Annotated in this window: 20 protein-coding genes; 8 read left to right on the top strand and 12 right to left on the bottom strand. The window is 63.1% G+C overall.

All coding sequences use genetic code 11. The features are described 5' to 3' along the window. Window positions 1-200 precede the first annotated feature (200 nt). The 4 genes from QCE49_RS11505 (at window position 201) to QCE49_RS11490 (ending at window position 4,865) form a co-directional block, all read left to right on the top strand. Entirely contained in the window at window positions 201-1,373 is a 1,173-nt protein-coding gene (locus QCE49_RS11505; RefSeq protein WP_239295457.1) for a UbiH/UbiF family hydroxylase, read from the top strand. Between the two features lie 50 nt (window positions 1,374-1,423). Continuing rightward, window positions 1,424-2,155: a DsbC family protein gene (locus QCE49_RS11500; RefSeq protein WP_008344412.1), complete on the top strand. Its 732-nt coding sequence runs from the start codon at window positions 1,424-1,426 to the stop codon at window positions 2,153-2,155. Window positions 2,156-2,326: 171 nt separating this feature from the next. Then, on the top strand, window positions 2,327-4,126 hold the full coding sequence (locus tag QCE49_RS11495; RefSeq protein WP_250440234.1) for a M61 family metallopeptidase: 1,800 nt from the start codon (window positions 2,327-2,329) through the stop codon (window positions 4,124-4,126). 142 nt (window positions 4,127-4,268) lie between these two features. After that, window positions 4,269-4,865, top strand: a complete 597-nt coding sequence (locus QCE49_RS11490; protein ID WP_008344416.1) for an FMN-dependent NADH-azoreductase — start codon at window positions 4,269-4,271, stop codon at window positions 4,863-4,865. Window positions 4,866-4,913: 48 nt separating this feature from the next. Here QCE49_RS11490 and QCE49_RS11485 read toward each other — a convergent pair whose 3' ends face one another. The 6 genes from QCE49_RS11485 to trpE are packed head-to-tail and all read right to left on the bottom strand — an operon-like array spanning window position 4,914 to window position 10,301. Beyond that, window positions 4,914-5,696, bottom strand: coding sequence for a uracil-DNA glycosylase (locus QCE49_RS11485; RefSeq protein WP_250460045.1), 783 nt, complete (start codon window positions 5,694-5,696; stop codon window positions 4,914-4,916). Next, window positions 5,693-6,340 carry a CYTH domain-containing protein gene (locus QCE49_RS11480; protein ID WP_244807655.1) on the bottom strand — a complete coding sequence of 216 codons (648 nt, stop codon included), beginning with the start codon at window positions 6,338-6,340 and terminating at the stop codon, window positions 5,693-5,695. Before QCE49_RS11480 ends, QCE49_RS11485 begins: the two co-directional genes overlap by 4 nt. 20 nt (window positions 6,341-6,360) lie before the next feature. Then, window positions 6,361-7,146: an indole-3-glycerol phosphate synthase TrpC gene (gene trpC, locus QCE49_RS11475; RefSeq protein ID WP_008344421.1), complete on the bottom strand. Its 786-nt coding sequence runs from the start codon at window positions 7,144-7,146 to the stop codon at window positions 6,361-6,363. A gap of 22 nt (window positions 7,147-7,168) precedes the next feature. After that, window positions 7,169-8,203, bottom strand: coding sequence for an anthranilate phosphoribosyltransferase (trpD, locus tag QCE49_RS11470; protein ID WP_008344422.1), 1,035 nt, complete (start codon window positions 8,201-8,203; stop codon window positions 7,169-7,171). 4 nt (window positions 8,204-8,207) lie between these two features. Beyond that, window positions 8,208-8,792, bottom strand: coding sequence for an aminodeoxychorismate/anthranilate synthase component II (locus QCE49_RS11465; RefSeq protein WP_034473938.1), 585 nt, complete (start codon window positions 8,790-8,792; stop codon window positions 8,208-8,210). A 12-nt stretch (window positions 8,793-8,804) separates the two neighbouring features. Further along, entirely contained in the window at window positions 8,805-10,301 is a 1,497-nt protein-coding gene (trpE, locus tag QCE49_RS11460) for an anthranilate synthase component I (protein ID WP_250435227.1), read from the bottom strand. Between trpE and QCE49_RS11455 the strand changes: the two genes are divergently transcribed. After that, window positions 10,300-10,464, top strand: a complete 165-nt coding sequence (locus QCE49_RS11455) for a hypothetical protein (RefSeq protein WP_160172923.1) — start codon at window positions 10,300-10,302, stop codon at window positions 10,462-10,464. The two genes, trpE and QCE49_RS11455, sit on opposite strands and share 2 nt — an antisense overlap. Window positions 10,465-10,665: 201 nt before the next feature. Here QCE49_RS11455 and QCE49_RS11450 read toward each other — a convergent pair whose 3' ends face one another. Further along, the gene (locus tag QCE49_RS11450; RefSeq protein WP_008344428.1) at window positions 10,666-11,406 is read right to left on the bottom strand and encodes a phosphoglycolate phosphatase; all 741 of its coding nucleotides are present in this window, start codon (window positions 11,404-11,406) and stop codon (window positions 10,666-10,668) included. Further along, complete coding sequence (gene rpe, locus QCE49_RS11445; RefSeq protein WP_008344430.1) at window positions 11,403-12,098, bottom strand: ribulose-phosphate 3-epimerase; 696 nt, start codon at window positions 12,096-12,098, stop codon at window positions 11,403-11,405. The genes QCE49_RS11450 and rpe overlap by 4 nt, the downstream gene beginning before the upstream one ends. Window positions 12,099-12,318: 220 nt before the next feature. Here rpe and apaG point away from each other — a divergent pair, with 220 nt between their 5' ends. Together apaG and QCE49_RS11435 are read left to right on the top strand one after the other, a co-directional pair. Beyond that, the gene (gene apaG, locus QCE49_RS11440; protein ID WP_008344432.1) at window positions 12,319-12,693 is read left to right on the top strand and encodes a Co2+/Mg2+ efflux protein ApaG; all 375 of its coding nucleotides are present in this window, start codon (window positions 12,319-12,321) and stop codon (window positions 12,691-12,693) included. A gap of 95 nt (window positions 12,694-12,788) precedes the next feature. Beyond that, window positions 12,789-14,030 (top strand): murein transglycosylase A, encoded by a 1,242-nt coding sequence (locus tag QCE49_RS11435; protein WP_174447762.1) that lies wholly within the window; start codon window positions 12,789-12,791, stop codon window positions 14,028-14,030. A 65-nt stretch (window positions 14,031-14,095) separates the two neighbouring features. Here the strand turns inward: QCE49_RS11435 and paaK are convergent, their stop codons facing one another. The 4 genes from paaK to paaN all read right to left on the bottom strand — a co-directional run bounded on the left by paaK (window position 14,096) and on the right by paaN (window position 18,580). Beyond that, window positions 14,096-15,400, bottom strand: coding sequence for a phenylacetate--CoA ligase PaaK (paaK, locus tag QCE49_RS11430; protein ID WP_008344438.1), 1,305 nt, complete (start codon window positions 15,398-15,400; stop codon window positions 14,096-14,098). Between the two features lie 69 nt (window positions 15,401-15,469). After that, window positions 15,470-15,856, bottom strand: a complete 387-nt coding sequence (paaI, locus tag QCE49_RS11425; RefSeq protein WP_235366211.1) for a hydroxyphenylacetyl-CoA thioesterase PaaI — start codon at window positions 15,854-15,856, stop codon at window positions 15,470-15,472. A gap of 64 nt (window positions 15,857-15,920) precedes the next feature. Continuing rightward, window positions 15,921-16,712 (bottom strand): 2-(1,2-epoxy-1,2-dihydrophenyl)acetyl-CoA isomerase PaaG, encoded by a 792-nt coding sequence (gene paaG / locus QCE49_RS11420; protein ID WP_250460049.1) that lies wholly within the window; start codon window positions 16,710-16,712, stop codon window positions 15,921-15,923. A 158-nt stretch (window positions 16,713-16,870) separates the two neighbouring features. Next, window positions 16,871-18,580, bottom strand: a complete 1,710-nt coding sequence (paaN, locus tag QCE49_RS11415) for a phenylacetic acid degradation protein PaaN (RefSeq protein WP_250460051.1) — start codon at window positions 18,578-18,580, stop codon at window positions 16,871-16,873. Window positions 18,581-18,721: 141 nt separating this feature from the next. Between paaN and QCE49_RS11410 the strand changes: the two genes are divergently transcribed. Further along, entirely contained in the window at window positions 18,722-19,498 is a 777-nt protein-coding gene (locus QCE49_RS11410) for an enoyl-CoA hydratase (protein WP_250460053.1), read from the top strand. The last annotated feature ends 439 nt before the right edge of the window (window positions 19,499-19,937 follow it).

Below are 19,937 nucleotides of genomic sequence, written 5' to 3'. Positions count from 1 at the left end.
GGAATCCTTCGAACTGGTAAGACGGCGCGGGCCGCGCGGGTTTCGTCAAAAATGGTGCGCAATGAGCGGGCGAGAACCGCCCGCCACGCTACGGCCGCGTGCGGCGGCCAGGCAAACCGCTATTGTACCGCCGCACCGTCGCGGGCAAGCGCCGCCGCCGGCTCGCAAACCCGTTCGAACCCCACGGCTATAATGCCCGGATGACTCCGCATCCACTGAAATTTCACGCTATCGTCGTCGGCGGCGGGCTCGTCGGCAAGACGGCGGCGCTCGCGCTCGCGCAATCCGGGCTGCGCACCGCGCTCGTCGCGTCGCGCGCGGCTGGCCTGCCGCCGGGCGCGGCGTTCGATTCGCGCATCTACGCGCTGTCGTCGAGCTCGCAGGCGCTGCTGGAGCGTCTGCGCGTCTGGCAGGCGCTCGATCGTTCGCGGCTCGGTCCCGTCTTCGACATGCGCGTGTTCGGCGATGCCCACGCGGAATTGCACTTCTCGGCGTTTCAGGCGTCGGTGCCGCAGCTCGCGTGGATCGTGGAATCGTCGCTGATCGAGCAATCGCTCGATGCCGCGTTGCGCTTTTCGCCGAGTCTTTCGTGGTTCGAATCGCGCGCGCAGGGCATGACGGTCGAAACCGACGCCGCGCACATTGCACTCGCGAGCGGCGAAATGCTGGAGACGGATCTGATCGTCGGCGCGGACGGCGCGCATTCGTGGGTGCGCGCGCAAATGGGCGCGAAGATGAATCGGCGCGATTATCGGCAGACGGGCGTCGTCGCCAATTTCAAGGCCGAAAAGCCGCACGGCGAAACGGCGTACCAATGGTTCCGCGATACCGAAATCATCGCGCTCTTGCCGCTGCCGGGCGATCACGTTTCGCTCGTGTGGTCCGCGCGCACCGAACACGCCGACGAACTGCTCGCGCTCGATCCGGCGCAACTCGCCGCGCAAGTCGAAACGGCAACGCAAAACCAGCTCGGCACGCTCGATTGCGTGACGCCGGCGCAAGGCTTTCCGCTCGGGCTGCAAACCGTCGACAAACTCGTCGCGCCGCGTGTTGCGCTCGTCGGCGATGCCGCGCATCTGATTCATCCGCTCGCGGGGCAGGGCATGAACCTCGGCCTGCGCGACGTCGCCGCGCTCGCGGACGTCATCGCGAACAAGGAGTCGTTCCGCGATCTCGGCGATCCGATCCTCCTTCGCCGATACGAACGCGCGCGCCGTGAAGACATCCAGAAGCTCATGTTCGCGACCGACGGCCTGCAGCGGCTTTTCGCCGTGCCGGGTACGCTCGCGCGCGCGGTCCGCAACACCGGCATGGCGTTCGTCGGCGCGCAGCCGCTCATCAAGCGCTGGCTCGTCTCGGCGGCGCTCGGCTGAAACAATCTCACTTTCTCGGGCGCGATGCCGCACGACTCACAGGAAACCGCATGAAAACCACCCTCAGACTGGCCCTGGCGACGGCCGCGGCGCTCGCCGTGACGCTCGGCGTCGGCTGTTCGGCGCAGGCCGATCAGACCACCGACAAGCTGAAGTCGGCGCTCGAATCGCGCATGGGCGACGCGACCATCAAGAGCATCGAAAAGACGCCGATTCCCGGTCTCTACGAGGTGAATCTCGGCTCGCAGATCGTGTATAGCGACGCGAGCGGCAATTACGTGCTGATCGGCGATCTCGTCGATACACGGAACAGCAAGAACCTCACCGAGGCGCGGCTTGCCGAAACCAACAAGATCGACTTCGCGAAGCTGCCGTTCGAGAACGCGGTGAAGGTCGTGAAGGGCAACGGCAGCCGCAAGATCGCGGTGTTTTCCGATCCGAACTGCCCGTACTGCAAGCAACTCGAATCGACGCTGAAGTCGATCGACAACGTGACGGTCTACACCTTCCTGTATCCGGTGCTCTCGCCCGATTCGACGGCCAAGTCGAAGTCGATCTGGTGCGCGCAGGATCGCGGTGTGTCGTGGGAAAGCTGGATGCTCGATCACAAGGCGCCGACCGCGTCGGCATCGTGCGATACGACCGCCATCGACAAGAATCTAAAGCTCGGCCGCGCGATGAACGTCACCGGCACGCCGACCGTATTCCTCGTCGATGGCCGGCGTCTGCCAGGCGCCGTGCCCGCCGACCGGCTCGAAAAGGAACTGTCCGCCGTGCGCTGAGCGCGGTCCGAAACGAAGAAGGGAGGCGCGTCATGCGCCTCCTGTGTTTTTACGGCCTTGCATTTCCGAAAGCGCAGCGTAAACAAGCAAGGCGCCGGGCGCGGTTCGTTCAAGATCGACGCGCCCAGAACAAGAACAAAGGACATCGAGATGACTACGCTTTTGCAAACGGTGCAGCCCGTCCGCTACCGCATCGTTCCGAAAAATCCCGCCGCGCATCTCTTCGAAGTGACGCTGACCGTAGCCGTTCCCGATCCGGCCGGCCAGCGCTTCATGCTGCCGGTCTGGATTCCGGGCAGCTACATGATCCGCGAGTTCGCACGCAACATCGTGACGCTGCAGGCGTTCAACGCGGCGGGCCGCAAGATCGCCATCGAAAAGATCGACAAGCACGCGTGGCAAGCCGCGCCGACCGACGGCCCGATCACGCTGCGCTACGAGGTCTACGCGTGGGACATGTCGGTGCGCGCCGCGCATCTCGACGACACCGTCGGCTTCTTCAACGGCACGAGCACGTTCCTCGCGGTGGAAGGGCAGTCGGGCGCGCCGTGCGTCGTCGATATCGAACCGCCGCAGGGCGGCGCGTATCGCAACTGGCGCGTCGCGACGGCGCTTTCAGAAGCGCGCGGCACGAAGCGCTACGGTTTCGGCGCCTATGAAGCGGCGAATTACGACGAACTCGTCGACCATCCGGTCACGCTCGGCGAATTTGCGCTCGGCAGTTTCAGCGCGCACGGCGTGAAGCACGACATCGTGATTTCGGGGCGCGTCGTCAATCTCGATATGAACCGGCTCGCCGCCGACCTGAAGCGCGTCTGCGAAGCGCAGATCGCGCTCTTCGAGCCGCGCACGAAGAAAGCGCCGATGGATCGCTACGTGTTCATGACCGTCGCAGTCAGCGATGGTTACGGCGGGCTGGAGCATCGCGCATCGACGGCGCTCATCTGCAATCGCACGGATCTGCCGGTGCAGGGCCGCCCGGAAACGACCGAGGGTTATCGCACGTATCTCGGCCTGTGCAGCCACGAGTATTTCCATACGTGGAACGTGAAGCGGATCAAGCCGGCGACGTTCGCGCCGTACGATCTGTCGCAGGAAAATTACACGACGCTCTTATGGCTCTTCGAAGGCTTCACGTCGTACTACGACGATCTGATGCTCGTGCGCAGCGGCCTGATTTCCGCCGGCGATTATTTCAGTCTGCTCGGCAAGACGATCGGCGGCGTGCTGCGCGGCTCCGGGCGGTTCAAGCAATCGGTCGCGCAAAGCTCGTTCGACGCCTGGGTGAAGTACTACCGCGCCGACGAAAACGCGTCGAACGCGATCGTCAGCTATTACCAGAAAGGCTCGCTCGTCGCGCTGGCGTTCGATCTGTCGATTCGCGCGCAGACCGACAACCGCAAATCGCTCGACGACGTGATGCGTCTGCTTTGGCAGCGCTACGGTCGCGAGTTTTACAACGGCAAGGGGCGCGGCATTGCGGAGGAAGACGTCGAGGCGCTTTTCGCCGAAGCGACCGGCGCTGACCTGCGCTCGCTGTTCCGCGACGGCGTGCGCGGCACGCGCGATTTGCCGCTCGATGCGCTTTTCGAGCCGTTCGGCATCGCGCTCGCCCCCGATCTCCCGGGCAACGGCGCGGCGGTCAAGCCGTCGCTCGGCGCGCGCGTGCGTGGCGGCGCGGATTGCACGCTGGCCGTCGTCCACGAAGGCAGCGCGGCGCAGAAGGCGGGATTGTCGGCGGGCGATGTGCTCGTCGCGATCGACGGACTGCGCGTCAACGGCTCGAATCTCGATGCGCTGCTGTCGCGTTATCTGCCGGGCGCGAAAGTGGAGGTGCACGCGTTCCGTCGCGACGAGTTGCGCCGCACCGAGGTCAAGCTGGACGGACCGGAAGTCGCGCGTTACGTGCTGACGGCCATCGACGGTCGGGGTCCGTCGAAACAATGGCGCGAGCGCTGGCTGAAAGGCTGATTGCCGGAATATGTGGCGGATTGTTCTATCGGTGCAACGATCCGTCACGATCTGACGGCTTTTTCCCGAAGGTCGAAATGAGAAGAATGCTTCCTAACGGGACGCCGAGTGCGCCCGAACCTCTCAGAGACAGGAAGCCATCATGACGACGATTCTCCAGATCAACTCCGCCGCCCGTTCGCAAGGCGCTCAATCGACGCTGCTCGCCGACGAACTGACCGCGAAACTGCAACAAAGCAATCCGGGCGCGAAGGTGGTCGTGCGCAATCTGCTGGGCGACGCGCTGCCGCATCTCGACGACGCCACGCTCGGCGCGTTCTTCACGCCCGCCGATCAGCGCACCGCCGAGCAAGCCGCGATCAACGCCAAGAGCGAAGCGCTGATCGCCGAGCTGCAAGCCGCGGATATCGTCGTAATCGCAGCGCCGCTGTACAACTTCGGCATCTCGTCGCAACTGAAGACGTATTTCGACTGGATCGCGCGTGCGGGCATCACGTTCAGCTACACCGCGAATGGTCCGGAAGGTCTCGTGAAGGGCAAGAAGGTGTACGTGGTGTCGGCGCGCGGCGGCAAGTACGCAGGCACGCCGAACGATTCGCAGACGCCGTTCCTCAAGACGTTCCTCGGCTTCCTCGGCATGACGGACGTGAACTTCATCTACGCCGAAGGCCTGAACATGGGACCGGAAGCGGCTGGCGCGGCACTCGCGTCGGCGCGTGAGGCGATCGCAGCGGTTTAAGCGCTTTCGTATCGAAGAAAAACCTCGCGTGGCGGGGTTTTTTGCGTTTCAGGCGAGCAATTCAGGCTCGGCGGGCAGACGCCAGTCGATCGGCGCGCGTCCGTGCTTCGTCAGATATTCGTTCGCGAGCGCGAAGTGCCCGCAGCCGAAGAATCCGCGATACGCCGACAACGGCGACGGATGCGCCGCCTCCAGCACGCAATGCGCCTTCTGCGTGTCGTCGATCAGCTTGCGCTTCGCCTGCGCGTGCGCGCCCCACAGCATGAACACGAGGCCATCGTGACGCTGCGCCATTTCGTGGATCAGCGTGTCGGTGCATTGTTCCCAGCCGCGTTTCGCGTGGCTTCCGGCTTTATCGCGCTCGACCGTCAGCGACGTGTTCAGCAGCAGCACGCCTTGTTTGGCCCACGAATCGAGGCAACCGTGCGCGGGCGCGGGAAATCCGAGACTCGCGTGAATCTCCTTGAAGATGTTGCGCAAGGACGGCGGCGGGCGCACGGGTGCGGGCACCGAAAACGCGAGGCCGTGCGCTTGCGGCGCGCCTTTGTCCTCGCCGTGATACGGGTCTTGTCCGAGGATGACGACCTTCACGTCGGCAGGACTCGTGAGGCGCAGCGCGCGAAAGACATCGGCGGGATAGACGGTCTTGCCAGCGGCGCGCTCGGCATCGACGAACGCGCACAACGCCGCGTAATGCTTGCTGTCGATGAACGGCTTCAGATGGCGGCACCAGTCGGCGGGCAGCGCGTCGAACTGACTTTCGAGCGTCGTGGAGTTCGACGACGCGTTCGCGGCTTCGTTATCCGCGAAAAGGGAAGGCTGCTGATTCATGCGTTGCGGTTCTTGCCTTCGGGCGGCTCGCGCAGCAGATAGCCGCGCTGCGCCTTGCTGAGGTCTTCGGGAACGATCTCGGGAAACGCGCCGCGCAATTCCGCCGCGAGCATCGAAAGCGCGCTTTCCTCGCCGGATTTCAGTTCCAGCTCCAGCTCGCTGATATCCGCGCGACGCGTCGTGCCGTCGACGTCCGCCGTGATTTCGCCGCGATCCAGCGCGACTTCGATATGCGAACCCTCGCGCTCGATGTCCCAGACGATGCGCCTGAAATTGGTCTTGAACAGCGCGATCAGGTCCGGCGCGGCGCGTTGCAGCGCTTCGCGCGCGGCGTCGTTGTCGCAGGCGGCGATGAGCGCATCGATTTCGAGCGCTTCGCCTTGCACCGGCAACTCCCACTCGTGCCGGTTGCTCAGGCCAGCCACCGATTTGCCGAGCGTCTTGAACGTCTGCAGCCATTGCTCCGGCGTGCGGCGCAGGCGCAGCGCGGATTTCGCCTTCGCGAGCGCGCAGTCCGGCGTGTCGAAGTAGACGTTGGCAAGCTCGATCGGCTTGCCCGCGCCGGTGCGTTCGTCGAAGAAGCGCGCCACGTCGTCGTGTTGCGACGGCGCGAGCGCGAGTTTCAATTCCCGTTCGATGCCCATGCGGTTCCCGTCGATGAGATTTAGAAGAACATGCGCGCGAGTTCGGCGCCCGGATCGTCGGCGCGCATGAACGCTTCGCCGACGAGGAACGTATGCACGCGCATCGCGCGCAGCCGGTCGACATCGACGCGCGACAGAACGCCGGATTCCGTTACCACGATGCGGTCATCGGGAATCTGCTCCAGCAAGCCGATGGTCGTTTCGATCGTCGTTTCGAACGTGCGCAGATTGCGATTGTTGATGCCGATGAGCGGCGTCTTCAGCGTGAGCGCGTCGCGCAGTTCGTCGGCGTCGTGGACTTCGACCAGCACCGCGAGCCCGAGCGAGTGCGCGTAGGCTTCGAGATCCTGCATCTGCGAGAGTTCGAGCGCGGCGGCGATCAGCAGGATGCAGTCCGCGCCCATCGCGCGGGCTTCGATGATCTGATACGGATCGATGATGAAGTCCTTGCGCAGCACCGGCAGACTGCACGCCGCGCGCGCTTCCTCCAGATACGCGACGCTACCCTTGAAGAACTGCACGTCGGTGAGCACGGAAAGGCATGCGGCGCCGCCTTTTTCGTACGAACGCGCGATGTCGGCGGGTACGAAATCCTCTCGCAGCACGCCTTTCGACGGGCTCGCCTTCTTCACTTCCGCGATCACCGCCGCCTGATTCGCCGCATGCTTCGCGCGCAATGCGCCGACGAAATCGCGCAGGTCGCGCGAACTGGCTTCGAGCTTCAGCTCTTCGAGCGGGGCGCTTTGTTCGGCAGCGCGGACTTCCTCGCGCTTGACCGCGATGATGCGATCCAGAATGTCACTCATGTCGGCTTCCGTTCGGGTTCCGTTATTTCTTTGCGAATTGCTGCGTGAACTTCACGAGCGTCTCGACCTTCTCGCGCGCCGCGCCGCTCTCGATCGCTTCGCGCGCGGCGGCCATGCCGGCTTCGATCGAATCGACGACATCCGCGGCATAAAGCGCGGTTCCCGCATTCAATGTGACGATCTCGCGCGCGACGCCCGCCTTGTTGTTCAGCGCGCCTAGCAGCATTGCCTTCGATTCCTGCGCGTCCTGCACCTTCAGCGAACGATTCGACACCATCTGCAGGCCGAAATCCTCCGGATGAATCTCGTACTCGGTGACTTCGCCGTTTTTCAGCTCGCCGACTTTCGTCGCGGCGCCGAGCGACACCTCGTCCATGCCGTCCTTGCCGTACACGACGAGAACGTGTTTCGCGCCGAGACGCTGCATCACGCGCACCTGAATACCGACGAGGTCTTCGTGAAACACGCCCTGAAGCTGATTCGGCGCGCCGGCCGGATTCGTCAGCGGCCCGAGAATATTGAAGATGGTCCGCACGCCGAGTTCGCGGCGCACGGGCGCGATGTTCTTCATCGCCGGATGATGATTCGGCGCGAACATGAAGCCCATGCCGGTTTCGGCAATGGAAGCGGCCACTTGTTCCGGTGTCAGATCGATGTTCACGCCGAGGGCTTCGAGCACGTCCGCGCTGCCGGATTTGCTCGACACGCCGCGGTTGCCGTGCTTCGCGACCTTCGCGCCCGACGCGGCCGCGACGAACATCGATGCCGTGGAGATATTGAACGTGTGCGAGCCGTCGCCGCCCGTGCCGACGATATCGACGAAATTCGAGTTGTCCGCCACTTCGACGTGATTCGCAAATTCGCGCATGACGGTCGCGGCAGCGGCGATTTCGCCGATGGTTTCCTTCTTCACGCGCAAGCCGGTGATGATCGCGGCGGCCATGACGGGCGACATCTCGCCGCGCATGATCTGGCGCATCAGATGCAGCATTTCGTCGTGAAAGATTTCCCGATGTTCGATCGTGCGCTGCAGCGCTTCCTGTGCGGTGATGGTCATGTCGTCAGGCTCGCTTTCCGGTCGAAGAGTTTTTCACGAAGTTTTCGAGCAGCGCGTGGCCGTGCTCGGAAAGAATCGATTCCGGATGGAACTGCACGCCTTCCACTTCCAGTTCACGGTGACGAACACCCATGATTTCACCGTCGGGCGTCCACGCGGACACTTCCAGACAGTCGGGCAAAGACTCGCGCTCAATAGCGAGCGAGTGATAGCGCGTCACGTTGAAGTGTTTGGGAAGATCGGCGAACACGCCTTTACAGTCGGTTTCGATCTGGCTCACTTTGCCGTGCATGATCGTCTGTGCGCGCACGACGCGTCCGCCGAACGCCTCGCCGATTGCCTGATGGCCGAGGCACACGCCGAGAATCGGCAGCTTGCCGGAAAACTCACGCAACACGTCGAGCGTGATGCCCGCGTGTTGCGGATTGCTCGGTCCCGGCGAAAGACAGATGCGCTCGGGGTTGAGCTTCGCGATTTCGTCGAGCGTGATTTCGTCGTTGCGATACGTGAGCACGTCCTCGCCGAGTTCGCCGAAGTACTGGACCAGGTTGTAGGTGAAGGAATCGTAGTTGTCGATCATCAGCAGCATGGTCTTGTCTCCTCAGAAGTCGCTGTCGAGGCCGTCTTGCACTTGCTCGGCGGCGCGCAGCACGGCGCGCGCCTTGTTCTCCGTTTCCTGCCATTCGGATTCGGGCACCGAATCGGCGACGACGCCCGCTGCCGCCTGAACATAGAGATTGCCCTTGTGGATGAGGCCGGTGCGGATCGCGATGGCCAGATCCATTTCGCCGCTGAAGGACAGATACCCGACAGCGCCGCCGTACAAGCCGCGCTTGATCGGCTCGAGTTCGTCGATGAGTTCCATCGCGCGAACCTTCGGCGCGCCGGACAGCGTGCCGGCAGGGAAGGTGGCGCGCAGCACGTCGAAATTGCTCATGCCTTCCTTGAGCTTGCCTTCGACCGAGCTCACGATGTGCTGGACGTGCGAGTATTTTTCGATGACCAGTTTGTCCGTCACGGTGACCGACCCGGTCTGCGCGATGCGGCCGACGTCGTTGCGCGCGAGGTCGATCAGCATGACGTGCTCGGCGACTTCCTTCGGATCGTTAAGCAGTTCGGTGGCGAGTTCGGCGTCGCGTTCGGGCGTGTTGCCGCGCGGGCGCGTGCCTGCGAGCGGACGAATCGTCACAATGCGATCGTCGGCGCGCTTTTCCTGACGCACGAGAATTTCCGGCGATGCACCGACCACGTGCACTTCGCCGCCGAAGTTGTAGTAGTACATATACGGCGACGGATTCAGCGAACGCAGCGCGCGATACAGCGAAAGCGGATTGTCGCGGAACGGCTTGATGAGCCGCTGGCCGACTTGCACTTGCATCAGTTCGCCGGCCGCGATGTATTCCTTCGCGCGGCGCACGGCGTTCAGATAATCGTCCTTCTTGAATTCGCGGAACGTTTCCGTACGCACGCTCGCGGATGTCACCGGCGGTTGAACCGTCACGCGCAAACGCGCCTTCAGTTCGCGCAGCCGATGCTTCGCCTTGGCATACGCTTCCGGCTTGGTCGGATCGGCGTAGACGATGAGATAAAGCTTGCCCGCGAGGTTGTCGATGACCGCGACTTCTTCGGTCAGCAGCAACTGGATGTCGGGAAGATCGAGATCGTCGGGCGGCGCACTGTGCGCGAGCTTCTTCTCGATGTAGCGCACCGCGTCGTAACCGAAGTAGCCCGCGAGACCGCCGCAAAAGCGCGGCAAGCCGGGCCGCGTCGCGACCTTGAAGCGCTTTTGATATTGCTCGATGAACGTGAGCGGATCGCCTTCATCCGTCTCGATGACGTTGCCATCGGTCACGACTTGCGTCTTGCCGTTTCGCACGCTCACGGTCGTGCGGGCCGGCAGACCGATGAACGAGTAGCGCCCGAAACGCTCGCCGCCCACGACGGACTCCAGCAGGAACGAGTTCGCGCCGTTGCGCTCCGTCTGCGCGAGCTTGAGATAGAGCGAGAGCGGCGTTTCGAGGTCGGCGAGGGCTTCGGCGATGAGCGGAATGCGATTGAAGCCTTCGTTCGCCAGCGATTGGAATTCGAGTTCGGTCATGTTGCGATCCTTGAGCGATGCGCGCTTTCTGGGTGGCGCGGTATCGGGGAGTGCAGGGCGCTGCGGTCGGTCGAATCTCGTGATGATCGCATACGACGGCCCCGCCGCTTCGATTTGCGGAAGCGGACAGGACGACTCGCGGCACTACACGACGCGTGCGTGAGCGAGGTTCGATATACGACGATTCAACGGAAACGGCGCGGGTATGCGCAGCGAAACAAAAAACGGATGCTGAAGCGCGATCACGCATGACGGCTTCAGCGCACCTCGGGCGAGGTTAGCGCGACCAGCGACGCCAGGGCCAGGCTCCCCGGTCGATGCTGCTCAGACTCCGTTTTCTGTTGAGAAACATGAATGGATGGACTTATTCAGTCAGTGTGGTGTCCGGCGGCGCCAAGGTGGCGGCAATCGCCGATGCTGCGGTGCGCAGCGAGGAAACTATACCATCGGATTTCACCGACTGTACAGGCTTCCCATGGTTGTAACCGTACGGAACGGTCAAGGTCGCGAGGCCGGCCGCGCGGCCCGCGAGCGCGTCGTTTTCCGAATCGCCGACCGCCACGGTCTCGCGCGGCAAGACGTCCAGTCGTTCGCATGCGGTGAGCATCGGGAGCGGATCGGGTTTCTTCGCGGGCAGCGAGTCGCCGCCGAGAATCACCTTGAAGAAATCCGCAATGCCGAAGTGCGCAAGCAACTCCACGGCGAAGCGATGCGGCTTGTTGGTCACGCATGCGAGCGCGACGCCGCTTTCACGCATCGCTTCGAGGCCTTCCCTCACTTCGGGGAATAGCGTCGAGTGCTTGCCGTTGACCTTCGCGTATTCGCTTTGATAGATCGCGAGCGCGTCGTCGAACTGCGCGACCGCCTGCGACGGCGACAGCCGCACGGCGAGCACGCTGCGGATCAGATTCTCCGAACCCTTGCCGACATAGCCCGTGACTTCATCGCGCGTGACCGGCTGTTCGATGGCGATGCGCGCGAGCATTGCATTCAGTGCCGCGACGAAGTCGTCGGCGGTGTCGACCATGGTGCCGTCGAGGTCGATGATCGCCGCGCGGATCGGACGATTCACAAAGGGCGATTGCGCCGCTGCGATCTCACTCATGCTTTCGCTCCAGATTCCACCTTCGCCAGTTCGGCGCGCATTGCGTCGATGACCGCCTTGTAGTCGGGCTTACCGAAAATGGCCGATCCCGCGACGAACGAATCCGCGCCGGCCGCCGCGATTTCCGCGATGTTGTCGACCTTTACGCCGCCATCGACTTCCAGATGGATTTCGCGCCCCGTGCGATCCCGATACGCATCGATGCGCGCGCGTGCCTCGCGCACCTTGTTGAGCGCCTCGGGAATGAACGACTGCCCGCCGAAACCCGGATTTACCGACATGATGAGCACGAGATCGACCTTGTCCATTACGTGATCGAGGTAGATCAGCGGCGTGGCGGGATTGAAAACGAGGCCCGCCTTGCAGCCGTGATCGCGGATCAGCGACAGCGTGCGGTCGATGTGATCCGAACCTTCCGGATGAAAACTGATCACATTGGCGCCGGCCTTCGCGAAATCGGGCACGATGCGGTCGACCGGGCGCACCATCAGATGCACGTCGATGGGCACGTCCACGTGCGGGCGGATAGCCTCGCACACCATCGGACCGATCGTCAGGTTCGGCACGTAGTGGTTGTCCATGACGTCGAAGTGGATCCAGTCGGCGCCGGCGGCGACGACGTTGCGGACTTCCTCGCCGAGGCGGGAAAAGTCGGCGGACAGGATGCTGGGAGCGATGTGGAATTGCGCCATGGACGTATGCGGGTAGCGACCTAAAGCCGTGATTTTAACCCGCGTTTTCCGCGGAGTCCCTCGTCCGAATGGCCAACGGATGGCGCGCGGATGTGGCGGCGGGACGCCAATCGTGTTGCGGGCGCCGCTCGCATCAAGCAGAATGCCAGACCAATGGCCGCGCGCCGGCGCGCCCGTGTCTGGCGGCCAAGCGGCCGATCGAATTGGAATTGGAACAACGATGAGCCAGTACGAATTCAGCGTTTCCGTGGAGACGCGGTATTTGCCGGACCAATCAGACCCGGATAGCAGGCAGTACGCATTTGCCTACACGCTGACGATCCGCAATACCGGCCAGGTGGCGGCGCAGTTGATCTCGCGGCACTGGATCATCACCGACAGCAACGATCACGTTCAGGAAGTGAAGGGGCTGGGCGTCGTCGGGCATCAGCCGCTGTTGCCGCCGGGCGAGCAGTTCGAATACACGAGCTGGGCGGTGATCGCGACGCCGGTCGGCACGATGCGCGGCGAGTATTTCTGCGTGGCGGAAGACGGCGAGCGCTTCGAAGCGCCCGTAGCGGAATTTGCGTTGCATATGCCGCGCACGCTCCACTGAGCGAAACAGCGGCAGGCGGCGCGAATCAGCGCCGTTTCGCGGGATCGTTCGAGCGGTTCTGGTTCTTCTTCTTGCCCGATGCCGTCCATACCACGATGAAGATCAGCAAGGCGAGCGCCACGAGCGACTCGAGCGCAAAAATAAGCATTGGATATTCGTCGAACAGATCAGACATGGCGGTTCCCATCAAGAACGAGCATTGTATGCGCTTCGTGCGGCCGGCCGCACGAGCAGCGGCCTGGGCCGCATCGATTGCAACCGCTGTCCTGCTCGCCTCGTGCGGCGGCGGCAATTACGTGAAGCCGGGGCCTGCGACGGCGACCGGCACGCCGATCATCACCGGACAGCGCGCCGCTTCGCGCCTGACTGCGGTGAGCTGGCAGCAGGTGCCGGGCTGGCAGGACGATTCGCTGATCGGCGCGACCGCCGCGCTGCGCCAGAACTGCAACCGGCTCTCGCGACAGGCCAACTGGCAGAAGGCGTGCGCGGCGGCCGAGCGGCTCGACGACCTCGACATGTCGGCGGCGCGCAGCTTCTTCGAAGCCTATTTCACGCCATTTCAGCTCGCCAACACCGACGGCACGCTCGACGGTCTCGTGACCGGCTACTACGAGCCGCTTCTGCGCGGGTCGCGCACGCGTCACGGGATTTATCAGTATGCGTTGTACCGGTGGCCGTATCGATACAAGCCCGGTTCGGCGCTTCCCGCGCGCGCGCAGCTCGAACGTTCGGGCGCGTTGAACGGCAACGAACTCGTGTGGGTCGACGATCCGATCGAAGCGTTCTTTCTGCAGGTGCAGGGTTCGGGGCGCGTCGTCATGGAAGACGGCAGCGTGATGCGCGTCGGCTTCGGCGGCACCAACAACCAGCCGTATCGCTCGATCGGCAAGGAATTGCTCGATCGCGGAGAACTCACGCCCGCACAGGCGACGATGCAAGGCATCAAAGCATGGGCGAAGGCGAATCCGGCGCGCGTCGACGCACTGCTCGACGTGAACCCGCGCTTCGTCTTTTTCCGCGAGATGCCCGCTAACGAAACGATGTCCGCAAGTCTCGGCGACGGTCCCGTCGGCGCGCTCGGCGTGCCGTTGACGCCGGAGCGTTCGATTGCCGTCGATCCGTCGGCGATTCCGCTCGGCACGCCCGTTTTCCTGCAGACCACGCGTCCGCTCAGCAATCAGCCGATGAATCGCCTCGTTTTCGCGCAGGACACCGGTTCGGCGATCAAAGGCGGTGTGCGCGCGGACTATTTCTGGGGACTGGGGGACGATGCCGGCGATCTCGCCGGGCGCATGAAGCAGGGCGGCAGGATGTGGCTGTTGCTGCCCAATTCCTGATATCGCCGGTTTCCCGGCAGCTTCACAAAAAGCTCGCGGCCATCATGGCTCGCGAGCTTTTTGCTTCACGACGCGACGTTGCGCCGGTCGATCACGCGCCGCGCCTTGCCGACGGATCGTTCGATGCCGTTCACCGCGAGCACGTTCACCACGGCGCTCACACCGATCAGCGCCTTGATGTCGTAGGCGAGCGCGGACTTCGCGTTTTCGAGCGCGGTCACATCCGGCGCGGATTCGGGGCAAGGCTCGACGTTCAGCGTGAGTACGTCGAGCGGGCCTTCCTTGGTGAGCACGATCTGATAGTGCGGCGCGAGTACCGGGCGCTTGAGCAGCAACTCCTCGATCTGCGTCGGGAAAACATTGACGCCGCGCACGATCATCATGTCGTCGGAGCGGCCGGTGATCTTCTCCATGCGTCGCATCGTGCGAGCGGTGCCGGGCAGAAGGCGCGTCAGATCGCGCGTGCGATAGCGGATGATCGGCAGCGCTTCCTTCGTGAGCGACGTGAACACGAGTTCCCCGAATTCGCCGTCCGGCAGCACCTCGCCGGTTTCCGGATCGATGATCTCGGGATAGAAGTGATCTTCCCAGATCGTCGGGCCGTCCTTGGTCTCCGCGCATTCCGATGCCACGCCCGGCCCCATTACTTCCGAGAGTCCGTAGATGTCGACGGCGTCGATGCCCATGCGCGTTTCGATCGCGCGGCGCATGTCGTTCGTCCACGGCTCCGCGCCGAAGATGCCGATGCGCAGCGAGCAACTTGCCGGATCGATGCCCTGGCGCTCCAGTTCATCGGCGATCGACAGCATGTAGCTCGGCGTGACCATGATGATGTCCGGCCGAAAATCCTGGATCAGTTGCACCTGCTTCTCCGTCTGGCCGCCGCCGAACGGAATGACGGTGAGTCCCGCGCGCTCGGCGCCGTAGTGCGCGCCGAGTCCGCCGGTGAAGAGGCCGTAGCCGTAACTCACGTGCACCTTGTCGCCACGACGTGCGCCGGCCGCCCGAATGGAGCGTGCGACGAGGTTCGCCCAGTTGTCCAGATCCTGCGCCGTGTAGCCGACGACAGTCGGCTTCCCCGTCGTACCCGATGACGCGTGGATGCGCGAGACCCGCTCCTGCGGAACCGCGAACATGCCAAACGGATAGTTGTCGCGCAGATCCTTCTTGGTCGTAAACGGAAAACGGCCAAGATCCGAGAGCGACGTGACGTCATCCGGATGAACGCCTGCTTCGTCAAACTTGCGCCGATAAACCGGCGAGTTCTCGTAAGCATGCTTGAGCGTCCATTTGAGACGCTCGAGCTGCAGCGCCGCGAGTTCGTCGCGGCTCGCCTTCTCGATCGGATCGAGCGGCAGCGATGTGGTCATTGCTGTCTCCTTGATGCTGACTACGCGGCGCGGCTTTTAGATGCCGCGTCCGTTATATGAACGAGTCCGTCACACGGGAATTACGTTGCCTCTTATCTGAGCCGACTTGCCGCGGAACATCGCGACCGGCTCGCCTTCGCGATTCGTCACGCGGATATCGTAGATACCCGTGCGCCCGCTCAGCGTTTGCTCGATCGCTTCGGCAGTCAGGCGATCGCCGCCCTGCACGGGCCGCAAAAACTCGATCGAGCAGCCCGCCGCGACCGTGCTGATGTTGTACGAGTTGCAGGCGAACGCGAACGCGGAGTCCGCCAGCGTGAACATCAGGCCGCCGTGGCAAATCGCATGGCCGTTCAGAAAGTCGGGGCGCACGTCCATTTGCAGACGCGCATAGCCGGGCCGGACTTCGATCAGCTCGATGCCGAGCGCGCGCGAGCATGCGTCCGCTTCGTACATGGCTTTCGCCGTGGCTTCCGCGAGTTGTTGTGGCGTCACAGATATCTCCAGTTCGATTCGGTTCTCACAGACCTTCGAAGCGCGGTGCGCGCTTCTCCTTGAACGCGGCGACGCCTTCGATGTAATCCGGCGACGCACCGAGCTCGCGCTGAAGATCGCGTTCGAGATCGAGCTGCTGGTCGAAAGTCCTGTTCGCGCTCGCGCGGATCGCTTTCTTGATCGCGACGACCGCGCGCGCCGGCTGCTGCGCGAGTTGGGCGGCCAGTTGCGCGGCCGCTTGCTGCAGCTCGGCATCGTCGACGACGCGCCACACGATGCCCCACGCCTCCGCCTTCTCGGCGCTGAGTTTTTCGCCCGTCAGCGCGAGCCCGAGCGCACGCGCCTCACCGACGCGGCGCGACAGCAGCCATGTGCCGCCCGAATCGGGCAGGAGGCCGATCTTCACGAATGCCTGAATGAAGCTGGCCGAGCGCGCCGCGACGACGAAGTCGCACGCCATCGCGAGATTCGCCCCGGCTCCAGCGGCCGTGCCGTTCACTGCCGCGATGACCGGCATCGGCAAAGCCTGAAGCCTGCGCACGAGCGGATTGAAGTGCTCGTCGATGAGATCGCCCAGATCCGACATCGAGCCAGGCGTGAAATCCAGATCCGCGAGATCCTGTCCCGCGCAGAAGCCGCGACCCGCGCCGGTGATGACGAGCGCGCGCGCATTGCCCGCTTGTATTTCAGTGAGCGCCTGATTCAACTCGCGATGCATCTCGCGCGTGAAGCTGTTCAGTTTGTCGGGGCGATTGAGCGTCAACGTCGCGACGCGCGTCTCGACATCGACGTGAAAGAACACGGACTTCTCTGTCATTACATTTCCTCTCTCGACGAATCCGGCTGCGGCGGCGCGTGCTCGCCGCCATTCCTTGCATCCGATACTAGCCGCGCGACCGCGAGCTTTCCATTAGGCCGAATGGCATAAGCCGTTTGCACGGCGATCCGGCCTTTGGATCGTTTGTGTCGATTGGCTTATGCCGTCTGGCCAGCTTCCGCCGACGCGGCCTTCGGTGCAACATGGACGCGGCTTTGCACTACTCGGAAGCGATTTGCGACGAAAGCTGCATCCGAAAGCGCTGCGTTGGCCGCGGGGTTCGCGCCCGTGCCGTGGAAGTCGGAGAATGCCGCGGTCTGATTGACGAAGACGCCGCCGGTGAGGTTGATCGAGAGCGCGACACCGCCTTCAATGGCTGCTTCGTGCGCGGCTTCGATCACCTTGTCGTCGGTGCTGTAGACCGAGAACGTCAAGGCGCCGTGCGTGCGCGCGATCGACCCGGCGAGTTCGAGCGATTGCGCGGTCGAGTCGGTCGCGACGACGAACGAAATCGGGCCGAACCATTCCTTGGTGAATTTCGCTTCGTCGGTGCGCGCGTCGAGCTTGAGCATGAGGGGTGTGTGAACGCGGGCTCCGGGAAACGCAGGGTGCGTGAGAGATTGGCTGTCGAGCAGCATGTCGCCGAGCTTGCGCGCTTCGGTGACGCGTTCCACGACGCCATCGTTCTGAATCGCTCCCGTGAGCTCGACGGCGCGGGCCGGATCGGATGCGAGTTTTTCGACGGCGCCCGCGAGCGCTTTCGCGACGTCATCGAAGCTCAGTTGGCCTTCGGCGGTGCGGATGCCATTGCGCGGCACGTAGATGTTCTGCGGCGCGGTGCACATCTGACCGGAATAGAGGGCGAGTGAGAAGGCGATGTTGCGCGCGGCGGACTTCATGTCGTCCACGGAATCGATGACGATCTGATTCACGCCCGCCTTCTCGGTGTAGACCTGCGCCTGATGCGCGTTGCGCTCGAGCCAGGTGCCGTTTTGCGTGCTTCCCGTGAAATCGATGAGCTTGATTTCGGGACGCACGGCGAGTTCCTGGACCAACGCGCCGTCGTTGGGTTCGGTGGCCAAGAGCGTGACGACGTTCGGATCGAAGCCGGCCTCACGAAGCACTTCACGCGCGATTCGCACGGTGATCGCGAGCGGCAGGATCGCGCCGGGGTGCGGCTTGACGATGACGGCGTTGCCGGTTGCGAGATCGGCGAACATGCCGGGATAGCCGTTCCAGGTCGGAAACGTGCAGCAGCCGAGCACAAGCCCCGTGCCGCGCGGGACGATGGAGAAGCGCTTTTGCATCGCGAGCGGCGGATTTTTGCCCTGCGGCTTTTCCCAGTGCGCTTCGGCGGGGATGCGACGTAGCTGGTCCCACGCATAGACGACGGCTTCGAGCGCCCGGTCTTGCGCGTGCGGGCCACCGGCCTGGAATGCCATCATGAATGCCTGGCCGGTCGTGTGCATCACGCCGTACGCGATCTCGAAGCTGGCGCGGTTCAGGCGCGACAGGATTTCGAGGCTCACGCCCACCCAAGCCTGCGGGCCGGCGGCGCGCCAGGCGGACTGCGCCTTGGCCGCAGCTTGAGTCAGCGCGTCGGGATCGGCCTTCGGATAGCGGACGTCCAGCGCGATGCCGAACGGCGAACGCTCCTTCCCGACCGTTTCGCCCGTCGAAGGCTGATCGAGTTCGAAAGTCTTGCCGAGATGAGCTTTGAATGCTGCCTCTCCATCGGCGCTGGCCGTTTCCCCGTACACTTTGGGGCTCGGCATTTCGGCGAACGGGCTCCAGTAGCCGCGCGTTTCGATGGCTGCGAGCGCTTTGTCGAGCGTCGCTTCGTGCTTCGTGAATAGCGGATGTGTCATGGTCGCGAGAAGAGAAGAACGAGGGAAAGGTGCCAGGCCGAATAATTAACCGACCGGTTGGTTGGTGATGGTAGCATTATCGAGATGCAGTGACGAATGACTTTTCATTAGGGCTTACCTGAGGATCGCAAGGAGGAGCGAATGGCTTACGAGAATCTGCTGGTCGAGACGCGTGGTCGGGTCGGACTGATTGCGCTGAATCGTCCGAAAGCGCTGAACGCGCTGAATGACGCGCTGATGGACGAACTGGGCGTCGCGCTCAAGGCATTCGACGCCGATGGAGACATCGGCGCAATCGTGCTGACCGGCAGCGAAAAGGCGTTCGCGGCGGGTGCGGACATCGGCATGATGGCCGGCTACTCCTATATGGATGTCTACAAGGGCGACTACATCACGCGTAACTGGGAAACGATCCGCACGATTCGCAAGCCGATCATTGCCGCGGTCGCGGGTTTTGCGCTCGGCGGAGGTTGCGAACTCGCGATGATGTGCGACATCGTCATCGCCGCCGACACGGCCAAGTTCGGTCAGCCCGAGATCAAGCTCGGCGTGATTCCGGGAGCGGGCGGCACGCAGCGCTTGCCGCGCGCTGTATCGAAAGCCAAGGCGATGGATATGTGCCTGACTGCGCGCATGATGGACGCGAGCGAGGCCGAACGGGCGGGGCTGGTGTCGCGCATCGTCGGGGCGGATCGCCTTCTGGACGAGGCCGTCGAAGCGGCGACGATCATCGCCGGCTTCTCGCTGCCCGCCGTGATGATGGCCAAGGAGGCTGTTAATCGCGCTTACGAGACAACGCTCGCAGAAGGTGTTCATTTCGAGAGGCGTCTGTTCCATTCTCTGTTCGCGACGGAGGATCAGAAGGAAGGCATGGCGGCGTTTGTTGAAAAGCGTAAGCCGGTTTTCAAGCATCGGTGACGTTCATGTGAGAAAGCGCTTGCGCTCCTCGATTCCGCTCACTAGAATTCCGTTCCTTCGCGATTCGATGAACGCGAAGGAAGCGGGAGAGGGCGGTATCGGCGGTGTGCTCGGGGGTAGGTTGTAGAAGGCTCCGGGCGCGGATCGGCAGGAAAAAGAAACTTCGAATTCTTGTTGACACGAACCGAAACGTTCTTCATAATCTCGTTTCTCTGCTGCTGATGCAGCGACGCAAGGCGGAACTTGAAGTAAGACTTGTCTTGCGATGTGCTCTTTAAAAACTAACAGCCGATAAGTGTGGGCGCTTGATGGCGAGTGCGGCTGGTTCTTCGGAATCGGTAATAGCAAAGGTATCAAGAGTCTCACACGAAGTATCAGAGGAAGGTTTGTTCATCTTTGGATGGAATAAATCATCGTCAGTACGTTGAGTGAGCGACCT

The sequence above is a fragment of the Caballeronia sp. LZ008 genome, assembly GCF_031451435.1.
GTDB classification, from domain to species: Bacteria; Pseudomonadota; Gammaproteobacteria; order Burkholderiales; family Burkholderiaceae; genus Caballeronia; species Caballeronia zhejiangensis.
The sequence above is the reverse complement of the archived record's forward strand: the minus strand, read 5'-3'. Positions and strand labels throughout refer to the sequence as shown.

Coding starts and splice junctions, on each gene's coding strand:
- QCE49_RS11505 (WP_239295457.1), top strand. CDS start 201: ATGACTCCGCATCCACTGAAATTTCACGCTATCGTCGTCGGCGGCGGG.
- paaN (WP_250460051.1), bottom strand. CDS start 18,580: ATGACACATCCGCTATTCACGAAGCACGAAGCGACGCTCGACAAAGCG.
- trpD (WP_008344422.1), bottom strand. CDS start 8,203: ATGACCATCACCGCACAGGAAGCGCTGCAGCGCACGATCGAACATCGG.
- QCE49_RS11490 (WP_008344416.1), top strand. CDS start 4,269: ATGACGACGATTCTCCAGATCAACTCCGCCGCCCGTTCGCAAGGCGCT.
- paaK (WP_008344438.1), bottom strand. CDS start 15,400: ATGACCACATCGCTGCCGCTCGATCCGATCGAGAAGGCGAGCCGCGAC.
- QCE49_RS11435 (WP_174447762.1), top strand. CDS start 12,789: ATGAAGATCAGCAAGGCGAGCGCCACGAGCGACTCGAGCGCAAAAATA.
- trpC (WP_008344421.1), bottom strand. CDS start 7,146: ATGAGTGACATTCTGGATCGCATCATCGCGGTCAAGCGCGAGGAAGTC.
- paaI (WP_235366211.1), bottom strand. CDS start 15,856: ATGTACGAAGCGGACGCATGCTCGCGCGCGCTCGGCATCGAGCTGATC.
- QCE49_RS11485 (WP_250460045.1), bottom strand. CDS start 5,696: ATGAATCAGCAGCCTTCCCTTTTCGCGGATAACGAAGCCGCGAACGCG.
- apaG (WP_008344432.1), top strand. CDS start 12,319: ATGAGCCAGTACGAATTCAGCGTTTCCGTGGAGACGCGGTATTTGCCG.
- QCE49_RS11410 (WP_250460053.1), top strand. CDS start 18,722: ATGGCTTACGAGAATCTGCTGGTCGAGACGCGTGGTCGGGTCGGACTG.
- QCE49_RS11455 (WP_160172923.1), top strand. CDS start 10,300: ATGTTGCGATCCTTGAGCGATGCGCGCTTTCTGGGTGGCGCGGTATCG.
- paaG (WP_250460049.1), bottom strand. CDS start 16,712: ATGACAGAGAAGTCCGTGTTCTTTCACGTCGATGTCGAGACGCGCGTC.
- trpE (WP_250435227.1), bottom strand. CDS start 10,301: ATGACCGAACTCGAATTCCAATCGCTGGCGAACGAAGGCTTCAATCGC.
- QCE49_RS11480 (WP_244807655.1), bottom strand. CDS start 6,340: ATGGGCATCGAACGGGAATTGAAACTCGCGCTCGCGCCGTCGCAACAC.
- QCE49_RS11450 (WP_008344428.1), bottom strand. CDS start 11,406: ATGAGTGAGATCGCAGCGGCGCAATCGCCCTTTGTGAATCGTCCGATC.
- QCE49_RS11500 (WP_008344412.1), top strand. CDS start 1,424: ATGAAAACCACCCTCAGACTGGCCCTGGCGACGGCCGCGGCGCTCGCC.
- rpe (WP_008344430.1), bottom strand. CDS start 12,098: ATGGCGCAATTCCACATCGCTCCCAGCATCCTGTCCGCCGACTTTTCC.
- QCE49_RS11465 (WP_034473938.1), bottom strand. CDS start 8,792: ATGCTGCTGATGATCGACAACTACGATTCCTTCACCTACAACCTGGTC.